Annotated in this window: 19 protein-coding genes; 9 read left to right on the top strand and 10 right to left on the bottom strand. The window is 63.9% G+C overall.

Features of this window, described 5'->3' with window-relative positions:
* The 3 genes from VNK82_04655 to VNK82_04645 all read right to left on the bottom strand — a co-directional run.
* Positions 1 to 453: hypothetical protein (locus VNK82_04655; GenBank protein HXE90236.1), on the bottom strand; the 453-nt coding region annotated here is incomplete at its 3' end.
* A gap of 136 nt (positions 454 to 589) precedes the next feature.
* Positions 590 to 1,453: an energy transducer TonB gene (locus VNK82_04650; protein HXE90235.1), complete on the bottom strand. Its 864-nt coding sequence runs from the start codon at positions 1,451 to 1,453 to the stop codon at positions 590 to 592.
* A gap of 90 nt (positions 1,454 to 1,543) precedes the next feature.
* Positions 1,544 to 1,912: a hypothetical protein gene (locus tag VNK82_04645; protein ID HXE90234.1), complete on the bottom strand. Its 369-nt coding sequence runs from the start codon at positions 1,910 to 1,912 to the stop codon at positions 1,544 to 1,546.
* A gap of 6 nt (positions 1,913 to 1,918) precedes the next feature.
* Here VNK82_04645 and egtB point away from each other — a divergent pair, with 6 nt between their 5' ends.
* Genes egtB through VNK82_04625 form a run of 4 tightly spaced genes read left to right on the top strand, consistent with a single transcriptional unit; the run spans position 1,919 to position 5,180 of the window.
* Positions 1,919 to 3,202, top strand: coding sequence for an ergothioneine biosynthesis protein EgtB (gene egtB / locus VNK82_04640; GenBank protein ID HXE90233.1), 1,284 nt, complete (start codon positions 1,919 to 1,921; stop codon positions 3,200 to 3,202).
* Positions 3,199 to 4,158 carry an L-histidine N(alpha)-methyltransferase gene (gene egtD / locus VNK82_04635; GenBank protein ID HXE90232.1) on the top strand — a complete coding sequence of 320 codons (960 nt, stop codon included), beginning with the start codon at positions 3,199 to 3,201 and terminating at the stop codon, positions 4,156 to 4,158. The genes egtB and egtD overlap by 4 nt, the downstream gene beginning before the upstream one ends.
* Positions 4,159 to 4,217: 59 nt before the next feature.
* Positions 4,218 to 4,976 (top strand): hypothetical protein, encoded by a 759-nt coding sequence (locus VNK82_04630; GenBank protein HXE90231.1) that lies wholly within the window; start codon positions 4,218 to 4,220, stop codon positions 4,974 to 4,976.
* 36 nt (positions 4,977 to 5,012) lie between these two features.
* Positions 5,013 to 5,180 carry an FmdB family zinc ribbon protein gene (locus VNK82_04625; GenBank protein HXE90230.1) on the top strand — a complete coding sequence of 56 codons (168 nt, stop codon included), beginning with the start codon at positions 5,013 to 5,015 and terminating at the stop codon, positions 5,178 to 5,180.
* Between the two features lie 29 nt (positions 5,181 to 5,209).
* On the opposite strand, the gene VNK82_04620 is transcribed toward VNK82_04625, so the two are convergent.
* Together VNK82_04620 and msrP are read right to left on the bottom strand one after the other, a co-directional pair.
* Positions 5,210 to 5,836 (bottom strand): protein-methionine-sulfoxide reductase heme-binding subunit MsrQ, encoded by a 627-nt coding sequence (locus tag VNK82_04620; protein HXE90229.1) that lies wholly within the window; start codon positions 5,834 to 5,836, stop codon positions 5,210 to 5,212.
* Positions 5,837 to 5,844: 8 nt separating this feature from the next.
* Positions 5,845 to 6,804, bottom strand: a complete 960-nt coding sequence (msrP, locus tag VNK82_04615; protein HXE90228.1) for a protein-methionine-sulfoxide reductase catalytic subunit MsrP — start codon at positions 6,802 to 6,804, stop codon at positions 5,845 to 5,847.
* A gap of 175 nt (positions 6,805 to 6,979) precedes the next feature.
* Here msrP and VNK82_04610 point away from each other — a divergent pair, with 175 nt between their 5' ends.
* On the top strand, positions 6,980 to 8,815 hold the full coding sequence (locus tag VNK82_04610) for a M2 family metallopeptidase (GenBank protein HXE90227.1): 1,836 nt from the start codon (positions 6,980 to 6,982) through the stop codon (positions 8,813 to 8,815).
* Positions 8,816 to 8,871: 56 nt separating this feature from the next.
* On the opposite strand, the gene VNK82_04605 is transcribed toward VNK82_04610, so the two are convergent.
* Genes VNK82_04605 through VNK82_04595 form a run of 3 tightly spaced genes read right to left on the bottom strand, consistent with a single transcriptional unit; the run spans position 8,872 to position 12,269 of the window.
* The gene (locus VNK82_04605) at positions 8,872 to 10,092 is read right to left on the bottom strand and encodes an ABC transporter permease (GenBank protein ID HXE90226.1); all 1,221 of its coding nucleotides are present in this window, start codon (positions 10,090 to 10,092) and stop codon (positions 8,872 to 8,874) included.
* 5 nt (positions 10,093 to 10,097) lie between these two features.
* Positions 10,098 to 10,886, bottom strand: a complete 789-nt coding sequence (locus VNK82_04600; protein ID HXE90225.1) for an ABC transporter ATP-binding protein — start codon at positions 10,884 to 10,886, stop codon at positions 10,098 to 10,100.
* Between the two features lie 21 nt (positions 10,887 to 10,907).
* On the bottom strand, positions 10,908 to 12,269 hold the full coding sequence (locus VNK82_04595) for an efflux RND transporter periplasmic adaptor subunit (protein ID HXE90224.1): 1,362 nt from the start codon (positions 12,267 to 12,269) through the stop codon (positions 10,908 to 10,910).
* A 100-nt stretch (positions 12,270 to 12,369) separates the two neighbouring features.
* Here VNK82_04595 and VNK82_04590 point away from each other — a divergent pair, with 100 nt between their 5' ends.
* The 4 genes from VNK82_04590 to modC are packed head-to-tail and all read left to right on the top strand — an operon-like array spanning position 12,370 to position 15,350.
* Entirely contained in the window at positions 12,370 to 12,780 is a 411-nt protein-coding gene (locus VNK82_04590; GenBank protein HXE90223.1) for a TOBE domain-containing protein, read from the top strand.
* A gap of 16 nt (positions 12,781 to 12,796) precedes the next feature.
* Positions 12,797 to 13,555, top strand: a complete 759-nt coding sequence (gene modA / locus VNK82_04585) for a molybdate ABC transporter substrate-binding protein (protein ID HXE90222.1) — start codon at positions 12,797 to 12,799, stop codon at positions 13,553 to 13,555.
* Positions 13,552 to 14,226, top strand: coding sequence for a molybdate ABC transporter permease subunit (modB, locus tag VNK82_04580; protein HXE90221.1), 675 nt, complete (start codon positions 13,552 to 13,554; stop codon positions 14,224 to 14,226). The genes modA and modB overlap by 4 nt, the downstream gene beginning before the upstream one ends.
* Positions 14,211 to 15,350: a molybdenum ABC transporter ATP-binding protein gene (gene modC, locus VNK82_04575; GenBank protein HXE90220.1), complete on the top strand. Its 1,140-nt coding sequence runs from the start codon at positions 14,211 to 14,213 to the stop codon at positions 15,348 to 15,350. Before modB ends, modC begins: the two co-directional genes overlap by 16 nt.
* On the opposite strand, the gene VNK82_04570 is transcribed toward modC, so the two are convergent.
* Together VNK82_04570 and VNK82_04565 are read right to left on the bottom strand one after the other, a co-directional pair.
* On the bottom strand, positions 15,325 to 16,587 hold the full coding sequence (locus VNK82_04570; GenBank protein ID HXE90219.1) for a hypothetical protein: 1,263 nt from the start codon (positions 16,585 to 16,587) through the stop codon (positions 15,325 to 15,327). The two genes, modC and VNK82_04570, sit on opposite strands and share 26 nt — an antisense overlap.
* On the bottom strand, positions 16,587 to 17,528 hold the full coding sequence (locus tag VNK82_04565; protein ID HXE90218.1) for a multicopper oxidase domain-containing protein: 942 nt from the start codon (positions 17,526 to 17,528) through the stop codon (positions 16,587 to 16,589). The genes VNK82_04570 and VNK82_04565 overlap by 1 nt, the downstream gene beginning before the upstream one ends.
* Positions 17,529 to 17,620: the final 92 nt, after the last annotated feature.

Below are 17,620 nucleotides of genomic sequence, written 5' to 3'. Positions count from 1 at the left end.
CACGACCGCCACTCGCATTCCGGTGGGCGGCAGCTTGGGCCGCGGCAGGTAGCCGAAGTTGCGGCGGACGTAATCGACGACAAAGGCTTCCAGCTTGCCGATGTTCACCGGTTTCTCGCGGGCGGCCAGAACGCAGGCGCCCTCACACTGCTTTTCCTGGGGACAGATGCGGCCGCACACGTCGGGGAAGTTGGAGTTTTCCAGGAACACGCGCGCCGCGCCGACGATGTCGCCCTGGCTCAGCAGGAACATGGCGGTGGGAATGTCGTTGTGCAGGGGGCAGCCCTGGGTACAAGGGGAGTGCTCGCACATGAGACAACGCTGGGCCTGCTCGATGGCCTGCTCCGGCGTGTAACCCTGGAAGACTTCGTCGAAGTTGTGCAGGCGTTGCTCGGGAGACTGCTTCGGGGGCTTGGCGCCCTCGATGTCAAAACGCTCGCGGCGAGTGAGCATCCTCCGACCTCCCGGGGCACGCTCAGGGCAGGCCCGGTCGCTGAGACTGTCCTTAGCCTGCCTCAAGAGGAGCGCGGCAGGCTGTGTCATTCGTCACAAACGGGGGTGATGAACGAACCACCGAGCGGGAGAACGCTCAGTTGGTGCTGATGTTGAAGTTGATGGTGATGTAGGTCTCGGTCTCTACCGGGCGCCCATTGAAGTAGTAAGGCCGGTAGCGCCATTGGCGGGCCACCTGGATGGCGGCCGGGCCGAGTTCGGTGGGGCCGCTGACTACCGCCAGCTCCTTGATAGCTCCCTCAGCACTGATGACGGCACGCAGCTTCACCGAGCCGTTTACATTGGCTTCCTTGGAGATGATGGGTCCGGGGGTGATGCGCATGCGGTCTGCGGCCTTGGGAACGGCCTCCGCATGCTGGCTGGTGCCCTTGTCCGCCAGATTGATGATCCGCTCGCGGGGCGCGGGGGAAAAGCGCCGGTCGCGGTTATCCACGACTTCGACGCCGAAAGGGAGCTTCGACGGATCCTGGCGGACCACTTCGATGCCGCCGGCAAAGGGCCGCTCGGGAAGCGCCGCGGCTGCGACTGTAGCTGGTTCGGCCGGCGGCGTCGCAGTCGGCGCACCGGGCTTCGCGGCCGGGCGAGCGCCACCAGCCTTTCCCTTGGGCCGCGGCTGGGCAACTGACGCATCCGCGGCAGGGGACGGAAGGATCGGCCCGGAATCATCGGACGATGTACCGTCAGTCCAATCGCGAACGGTGAGGGCGAGCGGGGTCAGCACTTCGTCGGGAAGCATGAGTGGTTGGCTCGCCAGGAAGCCCAGCAGGCCGACCAGAAGCAGCAGGACCGCCAGGTTCTTCTTGCGCTGGCGTGCGGCTGCCGAAGCGTCCTCCGATTCCTTCTCGGAGAGACCCCGCAGCTTGCTCCACTCTTCACTGTCGTCCACCGGAAGGGAGGAGTAACCCTTGGAATCCGGTGCGTCTTTTGCGCCTTCGCTCATCGCAAACGGCCTCCCAGCGTGCGCGGGGGCACACCAAGTATGCGCTCAAATGGTACGGTTTTCCATACGCGCGAGGTCCGGGGTCTCATTCTAGTTTCCCCCGAGGCCGAGGACCGCGGCGATGCGTGTAATCAGATTGTTCACCTCGCCCACGGCCAGCCGGATGACACCCACCGCGGCCACCAGGCAAATCAGCATCACGAGCATGGACTCGGCCAGACCGTCCGGCTGCTTCTTGCGGCGCGGCGCGGAAACGGAAGGTTGGGTTGAGTCCGGGGACGGCATCGTCCAGAAAAGTAGCGCAAAATCGGCCTCTGCGCATTCGCTTTCTTGGTTCTGCCAGCCGGGCCGCTCGATCGCCCGGGTCGACCCGGCAAACTCTTCCGTCACCCAGGAACGGGTTGCGCATCCAATCAAAGGGAAAAAGTAGTGGAATCTAGGAAATACAGTCAGTAGCATTGTCGGATGCCTTCAGCCGTCAGGAGCGAATCGGGGGTGTTGCGGGGCGATTTGCGTCCCGCCGACCGCCTGCGGGAGGCGTTCCTGCGGGTGCGCAACCAGACTGAGCGGCTGGCCGAGCCGCTCACGCCCGAAGACATGCTGGTGCAGCCTATGACCGAGGCCAGCCCAACCAAGTGGCATCTGGCGCACACCACGTGGTTCTTCGAGACGTTCGTGCTGGCGGCACATCATCCCGGCTACAGCGATTTCAACCCCGACTTTCGCTTTCTCTTCAACTCGTACTACAACGCCGTGGGCGCACGTCCGGACCGCGACAAGCGAGGCACGTTCTCGCGGCCGGGATTGGAAGAGGTGCGCGCGTACCGCCGGTTCGTGAATCAGCGGATGCAGGAATTCCTGGCAGAGAATCCTGAGCGGGAGGCGCTCTCAATCCTGGAGCTGGGGTTGCACCACGAGCAGCAGCACCAGGAGCTAATGGTCACGGACATCAAGAATGTTTTTGGGAGTAACCCACTGCGGCCGGCGTATCGCGAGCGGGCCACGGGAGCTGCAGCGACGCCGGCGGCGCCGCTGCGGTGGCTTGAATTCGAAGGCGGCATCCAGGCGGTGGGCTCCGACGGCGATGGGTTCTGCTTTGACAACGAACTGGCCCGGCACGAGGTGCTGCTGCGGCCGTTCCGGATGGCTTCCCGACTGGTAACCAACGCCGAGTACCTGGATTTCATGGCCGACGGAGGCTACACGCGCCCCGAACTCTGGCTTTCCGATGGTTGGGACACGGTTCGGGCACAGGGCTGGGAGGCGCCCCTCTACTGGGAGAGAAAACAGGACGCCTGGCACGCCTACACCTTGGCGGGGCTAAGGGCGGTGGAGCCCGCTGAGCCGGTTTGTCATGTGAGCTTCTTCGAGGCCGATGCCTACGCCCGTTGGGCGGGCGCGCGTCTGCCCACTGAGTTCGAGTGGGAAGCCGCGGCCGCTGTCGAGCCGGTGGAGGGGAATTTTCTCGAGTCGGAAAGATTCCATCCGGCAGCGGGAATGGCGTCGCGGCCGCTGGCGCAGGTCTTCGGTGATGTTTGGGAATGGACCGCCAGCCCTTATGTGGCATATCCCGGATTCCAGGCAGCGAGCGGCGCGCTGGGCGAATACAACGGCAAGTTCATGTCCGGCCAGATGGTGCTGCGGGGAGGGTCGTGCGCGACGCCGCAGTCGCACATCCGGGCGTCGTATCGCAACTTTTTCCCGCCCAGCGCCCGCTGGCAATTCACGGGGATCCGGTTGGCCCAATGACCGCGCTGAGCCGAGAGATGGTTATTCCGGAGATTGCGTCCGAGGTCTATGAAGGGCTGACCTCGCAGCCGAAGAAGTTGTGTCCCAAGCTGTTTTACGACGCGGCGGGCTCGGCGCTGTTTGAGGAAATCACGCGGCTCCCGGAATATTACCTGACACGGACGGAAGAGCAGATCCTGCGAACGCACGCGGACGCCATCGTGGCCCAGGCCGGCGACGACCTGAGCCTGGTGGAATTGGGAGCGGGCTCGGCGCGGAAGACTTCGGTGCTGATCGGCGCGCTGCTGCGCCGTCAGCGAGAGGCGCTGTACTGTCCTATCGACGTTTCCTACGACGCGCTGCAGGCAGCCAGCCGGCGGTTGCGCGCCGGTTTCCCCGACCTGCGCGTCCGTCCGGTGGTGAGCGACTACACCAGCGACATGGAGGTTCTGCGCCAGCTTCCCGGGCGGAAACTGGTATTGTACATCGGCTCCAGCATCGGCAACTTCGAGCCGGAGGATGCGTTGCGCGTGCTGCGCCGCATGCGCGCCCGGCTCGGCGCGGGGGACGCGCTGCTGCTCGGCACGGACCTGCGCAAGGATGCGACTGCGCTGATCCCGGCGTACGACGATGCCCAGGGCGTCACCGCGCGGTTCAACAAGAACGTGCTGGCGCGCATCAACCGCGAGCTCGGCGGGGAGTTCGACCTGGACGCTTTCCGCCACCGGATCCGCTGGAATCCGGAGGCCTCGCGCATCGAGATGTACCTGGAGAGCCTGGCAGCGCAGTCGGTGTGGATCCGGCTGCTGCGGCACAAAGTCCGGTTCGAGTCCGGCGAGCTGCTGCACACGGAGAACAGCTACAAGTACACGGATGAGTGGGTACAGGAGATGCTCGAAGAGAGCGGCTTCGCACGGGAGAATTCCTGGAAAGATGCCCGCTCCTGGTTCGCTGTCCACCTGGCGCGCGTTCATTGACCGGCTTGTCCAAGGAAGTCCGGCCCGTTTAGCTTGGTTCCCACCTCGCAGAACTTCACATGCGCGACCCGGATCGCAAGAAAGAACTGCTGCGCACCCTGTGCGACGCGCGGTTGCGCCGGCAACTGCCGGCGGACTTCCCCCTTTCCGCCAGAAAGGCACACCGGGCGGCGAGATTGCTGGCGCACCGATACTACAACGGTCGCATGAAGCGCTCGTTCCAGTATTCGAGGGCGCTGTCCAGTCGTACGGGACGCCAAGCCACGGACGTGCTTGGGGGCCCGGCGTTCGATGGGTTTGTCGCGGATTGCGCGCTGGGCTCGTTCGACTCCGCCCGACGCCTGGGGGAGATGGCGGTCGTGCACCTGGACGGCGCCGCACACCCGGGTCCGTGGTGGCGCGACCTGGTGCAGTACGAGTTCGCCTACTTTCTGCAGACGGCCACGACGCAGACTACGATCCAGGTGATGCGCTACCGCCGCCGGGCCGGCGCCTGGTGCCGGTTGTTTTCCTGGCGGCTGCCGGAGGTGTTGGAGCGCTTACGCGCGGGACAAGCGGTGACCGACGACTTGCGCCACGAATGCACGCTGCTCTTCTGCCGTGGAGAAGGGAATCGCGTGATTGTGGCCGAGGTGGAGAAGGATGCGGAAGCGGTGTTCCGCGCGACCAACGGGCTGCGGCTTCCTGCGCAGATCGCACAGGCAGCCGGGCTGGATCTGGAATCCACCCTCCAGGTGCTGGAACAGTTTGTCGCGCTGGGCGCGGTCGAACCTCCCCTTCCCGAAGCGGGCATTGAAGAGGCGGCACGGAAGGCCTAGAATTTTTCCGGTGGGCGTCTACCGGCGGAGGTGCTTATGCCGCAGTACGATTTCTTCTGCCAAGCCTGCAAGAAAGACTTCACCAAGGTCCTGACGCTGGCGGAGTACGAAAAGGGCGGCGTTACGTGTCCCCACTGCGGGAGCGGGAAGGTGGAACAGAAGTGGTCCGCCTTCTACGCAGTCACGTCGCGCAAGAGCGCGTAGGACCGCTGCTTCCGTGGGCACGCGGGCGCTCAGCCCTGCTCAGGTTGGGCCGCGGCCTGTGGCGCCTGCTGGGCTCGCGCCAGCAGCCAGCGGACGATCCGGTAGCCGAGCAGCACGGCCAGCACGGTGCCGTACGCGGCAGGCTCGCGGATATCCGCCTTGACCAGCCACCAGAAGTGCACAACGGCCAGAGCCGTGCTCACGTAGATAAGCCGGTGCAACGCCTGCCAGCGCTTGCCGCCCAACCGCCGCACCCAGCCGCCGGTCGAAGTAATGGCCAGCGGGACCAGCAGGACGAAGGCGGTGAATCCGGCCGTGATGTAAGGACGCTTGTAGACGTCGGCCACGATGCGATCCCAGTCGAAGTAGTGATCGAGAACCACATAGGTGGCCAGGTGCAGGCAGGCATAGAAGAAGGCGAACAGGCCTAGCAGGCGGCGCAGTTGGATGAGCCAGTACTGCCGGGAGATCCGCCTTAGCGGCGTGATGCCGAGCGTGATCAGCAAGAAGATCAGGGCCGTCAGTCCGGTGGAATGAGTGATGAACTCGATGGGATTAGCGGTGAGGTCGTTCTGCCGATAGCGCCACAGGAGGCGGGCGAGCGGTCCCAGCGAGGCCAGGAACACGGCAAGTTTGAGCCAGGAAATCGGTTTCATCCGCTGCTTCAGTAGTTCACCCGCAGGTCCATGCCGGTGTAGAGGCCGGCGACCTGGTCGCCGTATCCGTTGAACATCAGCGTAGGCCGGCGCCGGAACTCGCCGATGCGTCGCTCGGTAGCCTGGCTCCAGCGGGGATGGTCCACGTTCGGGTTCACGTTGGAGTAGAAGCCGTACTCGCTGGGCTGCATCTTGTTCCAGGTGGTTTCGGGCATCTGCTCGACGAAGCGGATCTTCACGACCGACTTGATGCTCTTGAATCCGTACTTCCACGGCACCACCAGGCGGATGGGAGCGCCGTTCTGGTTGGGCAGCACTTCGCCGTACAGGCCGACGGCCAGGATAGTGAGGGGATGCAGGGCTTCATCGAGCCGCAGGCCCTCGACATACGGCCAGTCCAGCACGCCGGATTTTTGGCCGGGCATTTGGGCGGGATCGTAGAGCGTGACCAATTGCACGAACTTCGCCTTGGAAGTCGGCTCCAGGGTCTTGATGAATTCACCCAACGGGAAACCCAGCCAGGGGATGACCATCGACCAGGCCTCGACACAACGCAGCCGGTAGATGCGCTCTTCGAGCGGGAACATCTTGATGAGAGCGTCAATATCGTAGACCTTCGGCTTCTTGACGTGGCCCTCGACGGCGACCGTCCAGGGGCGTGTGCGCAGGGTGCCGGCGTTGGCGGCGGGATCTTCCTTGTCGGTGCCGAACTCGTAGAAATTGTTGTAATGAGTGATGTCGCGCAGGGAGTTCGGCGTTTCCGTGGTGCTGAATGCGCTTTTGCTGTGCGGCAGCTTGGCGCCAGCGGCGACTTCGTCCTCGGGCTCGGTCAGCTTCTTCAGCGCCCAGCCGCCTGCTACGAGTCCCGCTCCGGCCGCGGCCGTGAGGATGAATTGCCGGCGGTTCTGATAGGTCTGCTTGGGTGTGATCTCCGACGAAGGAATATCCGACGCTCGTTTGATCAGCATGAGGGTGCCTGGCTCCCGCCTCGATATTATGAACGCATCCGGGCCTGAAGCGGATGTTTCCCGCTGCCGAATCGACCCACTGAATAGGACGCCCGGGACGGCGAAAAGTTTCGCTGCCGCGTTGGCCGGCCGAGTCGATGGCATTTAGAATCAAAAGGATGGAGGAGAGACCTGAATGGCGCTGAAGGTGCGAGGAACCCGACTACTGACGATGGCCGCGATGGCGGCCGTTTTTCTTGTCTGTGCAGATCGGCCTGCGTCCGGCCAGGGCGCCGACAAGCCCAGCGTGGCGGAAGCCAAGGCGTTCGTCGACGACGCCGAAAAACAGTTGCTGGAGCTGAACAACAAGCTGGGCCGCGCGTCGTGGATCAAGGCGAACTTCATTACCTACGATACCGAGCAGCTGGAAGCTGATTACCAGAGCCAGTTCACTGCGGTGACCACGGACCTGGCCACCAAGGCGGCACGCTTCGATGGCCTGGAACTGCCGGAAGATGTGGCGCGCAAGCTGAAGCTGTTGAAGCTGGCGCTGACGGTCCCTGCACCCAATAATCCGGAAGAGCGCGATGAGCTGACCAAGATCACCGTCGGACTGGATGCCACATACGGCCGCGGGAAGTACTGTCCCAAGGGGAAGGACCAGTGTTTTTCACTGAACGACCTGGAGCGCACCCTTTCCAAAAGCCGCAACTACGAGGAACAGCTTGATGCCTGGCAGGGCTGGCACGCCATTGCCGTCCCTATGCGTAAGGACTTCGAGCGCGAGGTAGTGCTTGCCAACAAGGGTGCACGCGAGTTGGGCTTCAAAGACGTCGGCGCGATGTGGCGCTCGAACTATGACATGCCGGCGGACGAGTTCGCCAGGGAAGTGGACCGGCTGTGGGAGCAGGTGAAGCCGCTCTATCTCTCCCTGCACGCGTATGTGCGCGCGCAACTTGCCAAGCAATACGGCGCCGACAAGGTTCCGGCGACCGGGCCGATTCCGGCGCATCTGCTGGGCAACATGTGGGCGCAGGAATGGGGAAACATTTATCCGCTGGTGGAGCCGCCCGGCAGCCGCGGGTACGACCTGACGGAACTGCTGAAGCAGAAGAAGGTGGATGAGGTGGAGATGGTCCGCTACGGCGAGCGGTTCTTCACCTCACTGGGCTTCGAGCTGCTGCCCGAGACCTTCTGGGAGCGGTCGCTGTTCGTGAAGCCGCGCGACCGCGACGTCATCTGCCACGCCAGCGCCTGGGACGTGGATAACGATCAGGACCTGCGGCTGAAGATGTGCATCGAGGTCAAGGACGAGCATTTCTCCGTCGTTCACCACGAGCTGGGACACAACTTTTACCAGCGAGCCTACCGGCACCAGCCGTTTCTCTTTCGCGGGAGCGCCAACGACGGCTTCCATGAGGCGGTGGGCGATGCGATCGCACTTTCCATCACGCCCGAGTATTTGAACCAGGTCGGATTGCTCGAGAAAGTCCCCGGGCCCGAAGGCGACCTGCCCTACCTGATGAGAATGGCGATGGACAAGATCGCCTTCCTGCCTTTCGGTCTGCTGGTGGACCAGTGGCGATGGAAGGTGTTCTCCGGCGAGATCAAACCTGAGAACTACAACCAGTCTTGGTGGGAGCTGCGCAAGAAATACCAGGGCATCGCGCCGGCGCTGCCGCGCAGCGAGCGGGACTTCGATCCCGGCGCCAAGTATCACGTGGCGGGAAACGTGCCCTACACGCGCTATTTCCTCGCCCGCATCCTGCAGTTCCAGTTCTACCGGGCCTTGTGCCGCGAAGCGGGATACACCGGGCCGTTGCACCGCTGCTCGATCTACGGCAACAAGAAGGCGGGCGCGAAACTGAACCAGATGCTGGTCATGGGCCAGAGCCGGCCGTGGCCGGAGGCGCTCGAGGCCCTGACCGGCAGCCGCCAGATGGACGCCACCGCCATCATCGACTATTTCGCTCCCCTCAAGAAGTGGCTGGACGAGCAGAACCAGGCCCAGGGAAACAAGGTCGGCTGGTAGCGAGATTCGGCAGGCCGGCCGAGTGAGAGGAAAAGGCGCCCCGTCGGGCGCCTTTTCTATTCGTAGCGCAGGGCTTCGATGGGGTCGAGCAGCGCGGCCTTGCGTGCCGGATAGAAACCGAAGAACACGCCCACGGCCACCGAGAAAACCACGGCGATCACGATGGCCAAGGGCGAGACCAGCACCGGCCAACCAAGCGTGTTGGTGATGAGCAGGGAGGTACTCACGCCGACCGCGATCCCCACTACTCCGCCAATCATGCTGAGCACCACGGCCTCGATGAGGAATTGCCGCTGCACGTCCTGTTCCGTGGCGCCGATGGCCATGCGGATGCCGATCTCGCGCGTCCGCTCGGTCACCGACACCAGCATGATGTTCATGATGCCGATGCCGCCCACGAGTAGGGAGACGCTGGCGATGGAGGCCAGCAGCAGGGTCATGATCCGGCTGGCCTGGTTGGCCAGGTCGGCCATGTCGGCGAGGTTGCGCACCATAAAGTCGTCATCCTGGCCGGGACGGATGCGATGCCGGTCGCGCAGGAGCGCGGTGATCTGTTGCTGCGCCGCGTAGCTGGCCTGGCGCGACACCGCGGAGACCATGATGAAGCGCAGCCAGGTGTCGCCGGTGAGCTTCTTCTGGTGAGTGGTCAGCGGAATGACGATGATGTCGTCCTGATCGTCACCCATCGCCGCCGACTGACCTTTGACCGCCAGCACTCCCACGACCTTGAAGGGCAAATTTTTGATGCGGATGGTTTGGCCGACGGGATCGATGGCGCCGAAGAGATTCTTGCGCACCGTCTCTCCGATGACAGCGACGTTAGCTGCGGCCTGGACGTCCTCCTGTGTAAAGGAAGTTCCGTCCTGGAAGGCCCAATTGCGGATGTCAAAGTACTGCGGCTCGGTGCCGGTGATGCGCGTGTTCCAGTTGTCGTTCTCGAAAACGACCTGCGCCGAGGTCATGGTGCCGGGCGCGGCCGCAGCCACGGCCGGGCACTCGCGCAGAATGGCCAGCATGTCGTCATAAACCAGGGTCTTGGTCTGGCCCCAACCCATGCGCAACCCGCTGCGGTTCACCGTGCCCGAGCCCACGAAAAGCATGTTCGAACCCATGGCCGCGATCTGCTCCTGCACCTGCTGTTGCGCGCCCTGACCCAGGCCCACCATGGCGATGACCGCGCCCACGCCGATGATGATGCCCAGCATGGTCAGGCTGGAGCGCATCTTGTTGCGTGCCAGCGCGCGCAACGCGATGCGAATGATGGCGGCCGCGTTCATGGCTTCTAGTCCTCCAGCCTGGGCAGAGTTTTGAGCACCTCGGTGGCGCGTTCGGGCTGCTGGTTGAGGTCGTCGTGGCGAATCCTGCCGTCACGGAAGATCACGTTACGTCGCGCGAATTGCGCGATATCGTGCTCGTGTGTCACCAGAACGATGGTCAGCCCGTGCTCTTCGTTCAGGCGCTGCAGGATTTCCATGATCTCCACTGCAGTGCGGCTGTCCAGGTTGCCGGTGGGCTCATCGGCCAGCAGGATAGCTGGACGGTTCACCAAAGCGCGAGCAATCGCGACCCGCTGCTGCTGCCCGCCGGAGAGCTGCGAAGGATAATGGCCTTCCCGGCCGGCGAGGCCCACCATGGCCAGCGCTTCGCGGGCCCGCGCTTCGCCTTCTGCCGGAGTCAGGTGCGCATACAGAGTTGGAAGCTCGACGTTTTCGAGCGCCGTGGTACGGGAGAGCAGGTTGAAGCCCTGGAAAACGAATCCAATCTTTTGGTTGCGAATACGCGCCAGCGCCCGCTTGTCGAGACCGGACACATCGGTGCCTTCGAGCAGGTAGCGGCCGCTGCTGGGCTTGTCCAGGCAACCAAGGATGTTCATGAAAGTGGACTTGCCGCTGCCACTGGCGCCCATGATGGCCAGGAATTCACCGCGTGCAATCTCAAGGCTCACGCCGCGCAGGGCGTGGACCCGCGTTTCGCCCAGCTCGTAGTACTTGTGGATGTCCTGGACGCGAATCACCGGCTCCCGGGTCACGCCGGCCCGGGTGCCGTTCTCGACTTGGGGCGCCGTAGCCATGCTGTCGATTAGGGCGCGAGCTTACCGCCGCCTCGGCGGCCCGGCGAGGGGAGATTGTGTTCCGGAGATGCCTCCGCCCGCCGTGGCGGCTCCGATCACCAGCACGTCGCCTTCGTTCAGCGTACCTTCCAGCACGCCCACGAGTTCCGTCACGGTGCGATCGGTGATGCCGGTGCGGATGTGCACCGGCTCCAGAGTCTTATCCGGCCGCAGCTTCCAGATGATGGCAGTGCTCGCACGCGAGGCGCGAGGTTGCGGAGCCGCCTCCTCCGAGCCGCCTCCCGGCTGTTCGCGACGCCGCTGGCGCTCTTCGTTGGGGCCCAACGCATCCTTGATCCCGTATTTTGCGTACAGCGCGCGAATCTCCTCCGGCGCCATGTCAGGCTTGTAGCGCAAGGCGCCGTTTGGAACCTTGAGCACATTCTGCGCGCTGGCCACGGGAATGGTGACGTACGCTGTCATGCCGGGAAAGAGTTTCAGGTCCGGATTCTTGAATTCGATGACGGTATCGTAGGTCACGACGTTCTGTACGATGGTGGCGTTCATCCTCACCTGCGCGACGCGGCCTTCGAAGTTATCGCGGGGAAACGCATCCACCTTGAACGTGGCCCGCTGCCCGACCTGGATCTGGCCGACATCGGACTCGTCGGTTTTCGCATAGACCTGCATTTCCGTCAGATCCTGGGCGATGGTGAAAAGCGTCGGAGCCTGCAACGAAGCCGCCACGGTCTGCCCCACATCCACGTTGCGGCTGACCACGGTTCCGTCAATGGGAGCGATGATGCGGGTGTGGCTCAAGTTGGTCCGGGCGACCTCGACAGCCGCGGCACGCTGTTTGACCTGGGCCGCAGCCTGGGTGACCTGCGCCCGTCCGGCGGAGACGGCGGCGTCGGCGGATTCCGCGTTCGCGCGGGCGACCTCGAGTTGCTGCTGGCTCAGGACGCCTTCTGCCTCCAGGCGCTTGGTGCGCTCGTATTCGGCGCGGGCCTGGACCGCCGTCGCCTTGGCACGTTCCAGGTTGGCCTGCGCCGCGGCGAGATTGGCGCGGGCGTTTTCCAAATCGGCCCGGGCCTGGAGCAGGGCGCCCTCAAACAGCGAGGGCTCGATCTGGGCGATTAACTGGCCCTTTTTCACACTGGAATTGAAATCGGCGAACAATTGCGACACCGTGCCCGAGACCTGGGATCCCACCTGCACGGTGGTGACGGCGTTGATGGTGCCGGTGGCCTCCACCACTTCGCGGATATCGCCGCGCTCCACGCGGGCCGTGAAATACTCGGGCGGACTCTTGCGTCCCATGCGGAAGGCGGCGAACAGAGTTATGGCGACGACCGCAGCTCCCAGCAGCACCCACTTGTTGCGCACGTACTTCACCTCGGCCACTATCTCCTAAACCCTGATTCTATCCAAGAGTTGTGTGTCCAGCAGAACTGGAGTAAACCGTATTGCTATATCCAGTCTATACGAAGTATAGTGTATCGTCATGGCAGGGCAGGAACTTCTGCGGCCGGGCGACGCAGCTCGCATGCTGGGCATCAGTTACCCCACGCTGAAGCAGTGGATCTACCGGCGCAAGCTGCGGACGGTGCGCACCGCCGGAGGCCACCACCGCGTTCCGCAGAGCGAGATGGACCGCTTCCTGCACCGGTTCGGGGAACCGCCCGGGCCGGGGCGAAGGCGGGGCTTCCGGCGGATCAGCGGGCGGAACCAACTGGTGGGACGGATCGTCGAGGTGCGCACCAGCGGCCTGCTGGCCCAGGTGGTGTTGTCGATTGGCGGGCAGCGCATCACCTCCATCATAACGGCAGACGCGGCGCGTGAAATGCGCTTGAAAAAGGGCGAAGTGGCTGCCGCGCTGATCAAGTCCACAGAAGTCATGATCGTACGACCCTGAGCCCAAGAGAAGAGCCATGCGTGCGAGCTTCCTGCTGTTCACACTGACTTTCGGGATGTTCGCCTCCGCTGAGGAGCTTCGCGTGGCCGCCGCGAGCGATCTCACGTTTGCCCTGCCGGAAATCGTGGCCGCTTTCGAACGGCAGACGGGGCACAACGTGCGCGTCACCTACGGGTCGTCGGGGAATTTCTATGCGCAGATCCAGCATGGTGCGCCCTTCGATGTGCTGCTCTCGGCCGATGTCGAGTATCCCCGGCGGTTGGAACAGGCTGGAATTGCGGGTGCTCCGGTCTTGTACGCCATTGGCCGCATCGTGGTTTGGGCGCCCAGGAGTCGGAAATTGAATGTGCGTGTGCGGGGGCCGGAAGTTCTTCGCGATCCTGCAGTCCGCAGGATTGCCATCGCCAATCCGCGCCACGCTCCTTATGGCCGCGCCGCGGAGGCGGCTTTGAAGCACTTTGGACTGTATGAGCAGGTGGCCTCGAGAATCGTCCTCGGAGAGAACATTTCGCAGGCGGCCCAGTTCGTGCAGTCCGGCAGCGCGGAGGTTGGAATCATCGCGCTGGCCCTAGCCGAGGCACCGACAATGCGCACGAGCGGCGAATACTGGCTTGTCCCGCAAGAGGCCCATTCCCGGCTGGAACAGGCGGCGGCGATTCGCCGATCATCGCCGCACGCCAACACGGCCCGGCAGTTCCTGCAATTCCTGCGGAGCCAGAGCGCTCAAGCCGTGCTTCGTCGTTACGGGTTCGAGCTTCCGGAGGTGAAGCCGTGAACTGGGAGGCGATCCTACTGACGCTGAAGCTGGCCCTGGTTGTTTCCGCCATCCTGTTGCTGCTGGGCCTGCCCATCGCCTACTGGGTGGCTTTCGCGCGCTGGCGCTGGAAGTTCCTGGTGGAAGCGCTGGTGGCGTTGCCGCTGGTGCTGCCTCCCACCGTGCTCGGGTTCTACGTCCTGGTGGCGCTGGGACCGCGTAGTCCGGTGGGCGCCTGGTACGAATCATGGTGGGGGAGCGGGCTGCCCTTCACCTTCGAGGGACTGGTCGTGGCTTCGGTGCTGTACAGCCTGCCGTTCGCAGTGCAGCCTTTTGCGGCTGCCTTCGCTGGCATTGACCCGCGCCTGCTGGCGGCTTCGGCGACGCTGGGCGCATCGCGCCTGCGAACCTTCCTGCGAGTGATCGTTCCGTTGTCGCTGCCCGGGATCATCACCGGCACAGTGCTCAGCTTCGCACATACGGTCGGTGAGTTCGGCGTGGTCCTGATGGTGGGCGGCAACATACCGGGCGTGACACGCACGGTCTCCATCGACATCTATGACTCGGTACAGGCATTGGACTACGCGGCTGCGGGACAGACCTCGCTGGTGTTGCTGGTGTTCTCGTTCACGGTGCTTGCGGTCGTGTATGCCGTGAACCGGAGGGCGTGGGCGCCATGGGCGGCGACGTAGCGCTCGAGGTCCGCCTAAGAAAGCGCCTGTCCCAGAATGGCGGACCGGGTTTCGAACTGCAAGCGGAGTTGGCTGCGCCTCCGGGCATCACCATTCTGTTCGGGCCTTCGGGAGCGGGCAAGACCACACTGCTGGAGTGCGTCGCCGGACTGCTCCGGCCAGACGGCGGCCGCATTGCCGTGGGCTCGAAGGTCTTCTTTGATTCGGAGCGGCAGACAGACCTCGCCGTCGAGCGACGCTCGGTGGGCTACGTTTTCCAGACGCTCGCCCTGTTTCCGCATCTGACCGTGGATCAGAACGTGGCTTACGGCCTGGCGGGGTTGGGCCCGGAAGAACGCCGGCGGCGCACAGAAGCCGTTCTGGAGTCTTTCCACATTGCGCATCTGGCCGGGCGGCAGCCGGCGGAGATTTCGGGGGGCGAACGCCAGAGAACAGCCCTGGCACGGGCGCTGGTCATCGAGCCTTCTCTGCTGCTGCTCGATGAACCGTTGAGCGCGTTGGACCGGGCAGTGAAGGCGAAAATCATCGAAGACCTCAGAGCCTGGATTGCGCGGCATCCCATCCCCGCGCTCTACGTGACACACGATCGAGATGAAGTGTTCGCGCTGGGCGAGCGGGTCATCTTTCTTGAGCAGGGAAGGGTCGTAGCCTCAGGCACGCCACGAGAAGTACTGGAAGCGCCACGACGCGAAGTGATTGCCCAGGCGGCCGGCTTCGAGAACATCTTCGACGCCACCGTGACCGCACTGCATCCGGCGCAGGGAACGATGAGTTGCCGTCTGGCCGGGTCTCAGGCAGAACTCGAAGTGCCGCTGGTCCGGCTGGAGGCCGGAGCCCCCGTGCGCGTCGCCGTGCGTGCCGGCGATATTCTGCTGGCCACGGCCCCGCCCTCACAGTTGAGCGCCCGCAACGTGATCGAAGGGCGAATCAGCGGCCTCCGACAAGTGGACGTTACGCTGGTCGCGCGCGTGGAGTGTGGCGTGGAGTTCGAGGTTCACCTCACGCCCGGCGCCGCACAAGCGCTCCGGCTCGAGCCTGGAACGCGGGTGTGGCTTGTCCTGAAGACCTACTCCTGCCACTTGCTGGCGGAAGATGCGGTTACACCGTCACGAATAATCCGGTGACGTACATGACGGCGAGGCCCGCCGCGAAACCCGCTACGTTGAAGGCATTGGCCAGAGAAGCCGCGCCAGATTCGCGGATTTGGTGGCGCGTAATCTCAATCACGACCTGGATGATGGCGCCGGCTCCAACGGCCAGAAACAGCACCGACCATAGCGCGCTGTAGGCCAGCGCGCCGGCCATGGTGCCGGCGATTGTGGGCAGCCCCGCGATGAGACCCAGCCACAGCAGATGCCCCCAGCGGAACCGGGCACGAACCACGGGTGCCACCACGGCGACGCCTTCGGTCAGGTTGTGCAAGGTGAATCCCAGCACCAGCAGGGTTCCGGTCGCGATTTCGCCCAGTGCATAAGCGCCTCCGATGGCCAGTCCCTCACCCAGGTTGTGCACCCCGATGCTCAGCGCGATGGTGTAGGCCAGGAGCAAGCCGCTTCCCCCCGATCCTTCCCGGTCTTTCACGCGGCCCGAAATGGCGTAGAGCAGCAGGATGCTGAGACTCAGGCCGATCAGAATCAGGGCAACGCCCTGGTAGGGGCCGGGAACCCGCGCCGCGCTTTCCAAAGCTTCGTGAAGCGCATCCACGCCGAGGAACACCAGCAGCCCGACAGTAAGATTCAAGAAGAAGTAGTACCAACGCTGCGGCAAGGCACGCAGGAACGGCAGCCAACCGATCCCGAGAAATACCGGAATTACACCGACGTAAACACCCAGCAGAGCCAGACTGGCGAGGGTGGAGCCGCCAGCCACGGGTGTCTCAGCGGCGATGGCGATCTCGTGGGTGAAGACCAAAGTGTTTGCGGTCAGCAAGACCACCTCATAGGGTTCGCCGGCCACCCAGGGGTAGGGAATCCGGACTATGGCGCGGCCCAGCCGCGGAATGGTGGCATTGGGTGTAACGGTGAATTCCCAACTGGCTCGATTGAGCCAGCCGACCTGGACTTGGGCGATAGTCACGGGTTCGGGGCCGGTATTGATGACGTGGGCGCGGATCTCTCCCGGATAAAGCTCGACGCGCTCGAATTCGACCCGCTCGATGGGCGCCGGTGGTGCGAGATTGAGGCCGGTGCCGCGCCGCACCAGGAAATACAGAATGCCTGCCAGCAGCATGACGGGAAGCAAGGCGCTGGCGATGATCGCAATGCGCGAATGGGCGAGTGCGCCCGATTCTGCCGGGGCTGGCTGCGCGTCGTCCCGCAGGGTAGAAGTCCCGACCGGTTTCTCTGCCACGGTCCCAGCCATCAGCGCCGCTCCTTCTGCGCTACCAGCGCCTTGGGTTCGACCACGTTGAACCAGCCCATCAGGCCTTGCTCCATGTGCTCGCTCACATGGCACTGGAACATGTAGAAGCCGGGGAAGTCGTACTGGAACTCAAGCACGGCGCGTTCGGCGATGTTGAGCGTCTTGACGTCCGTGTACTCGGCGGGCTGCAACGAGGTCCCTGACGGATAGAGCTGGTACATGTTTCCGTGCAGATGGGGCACCATGCGCTCCTCGAACATGTTGAGCACGTACATGCGCACTAATTCGCCCCTGGTCAGCGTCACGGGGTGGTCGGCGTACTGGAAGGCGCGGCCGTTCCAGGCGTAGAAATCCGCTTCGCCGTCGCGGTCGAGGTCGAACGCGCTCATCACCATGGCCAGCTCACGCATCGGCTTGCGTCCCTGCTTGGGATCGATGATCAGCATGCCGTAGAGCCCGTTGTGGATGTGCTGCGAGGTGGGCATGGTGTGGCAGTGATACGGCATGATGCCGAACGGCGCGGCCGTGAATTCATAGGTGAACTGCGCGCCCGGCGCCACGATCTCGAATACCCCGTCCATCTTCGCCGGGTGGATGCCGTGAAAATGAATGCTGTGCGGCAGCCTCCCTTTGTTCACCAGAGTGACGCGAATGGTGTCGCCCTCCGTCGCCCGCAAGACCGGGCCGGGCAGGGAGCCATTGAACGTCCAGGCCGGCATCTTCACCCCTGGGGCGACTTCGTGCATCTGGTCCTCCTCCAGCACGAGCGTGAACTCGCGAATGCCGTTCGGAGCGGGCGTGGGTGGCGGCAACTCAGGATTGAACACCTGTTGCGGATCGAAGCGTCGACGCCCGGGATGTTCGTACTGGTAGAGGCCGCTGCCCAGAGTGGGCGGGTGGTGATGTCCATTGGCCCGCGCCGCCTGTTCGACCGAGATCACCGGCCGATCTCTATCACCGGCGCCCAGCAGAAGGAAGCCGGTCGCGATTATGGCGATTAGGCTGACGACTGCTGAAAGTCTGGCACGCCCAC

Source organism: Terriglobales bacterium, assembly GCA_035573675.1.
In the GTDB taxonomy this organism is placed as follows: Bacteria; Acidobacteriota; Terriglobia; order Terriglobales; family Acidobacteriaceae; genus DATMAB01.
The sequence above is the reverse complement of the archived record's forward strand: the minus strand, read 5'-3'. Positions and strand labels throughout refer to the sequence as shown.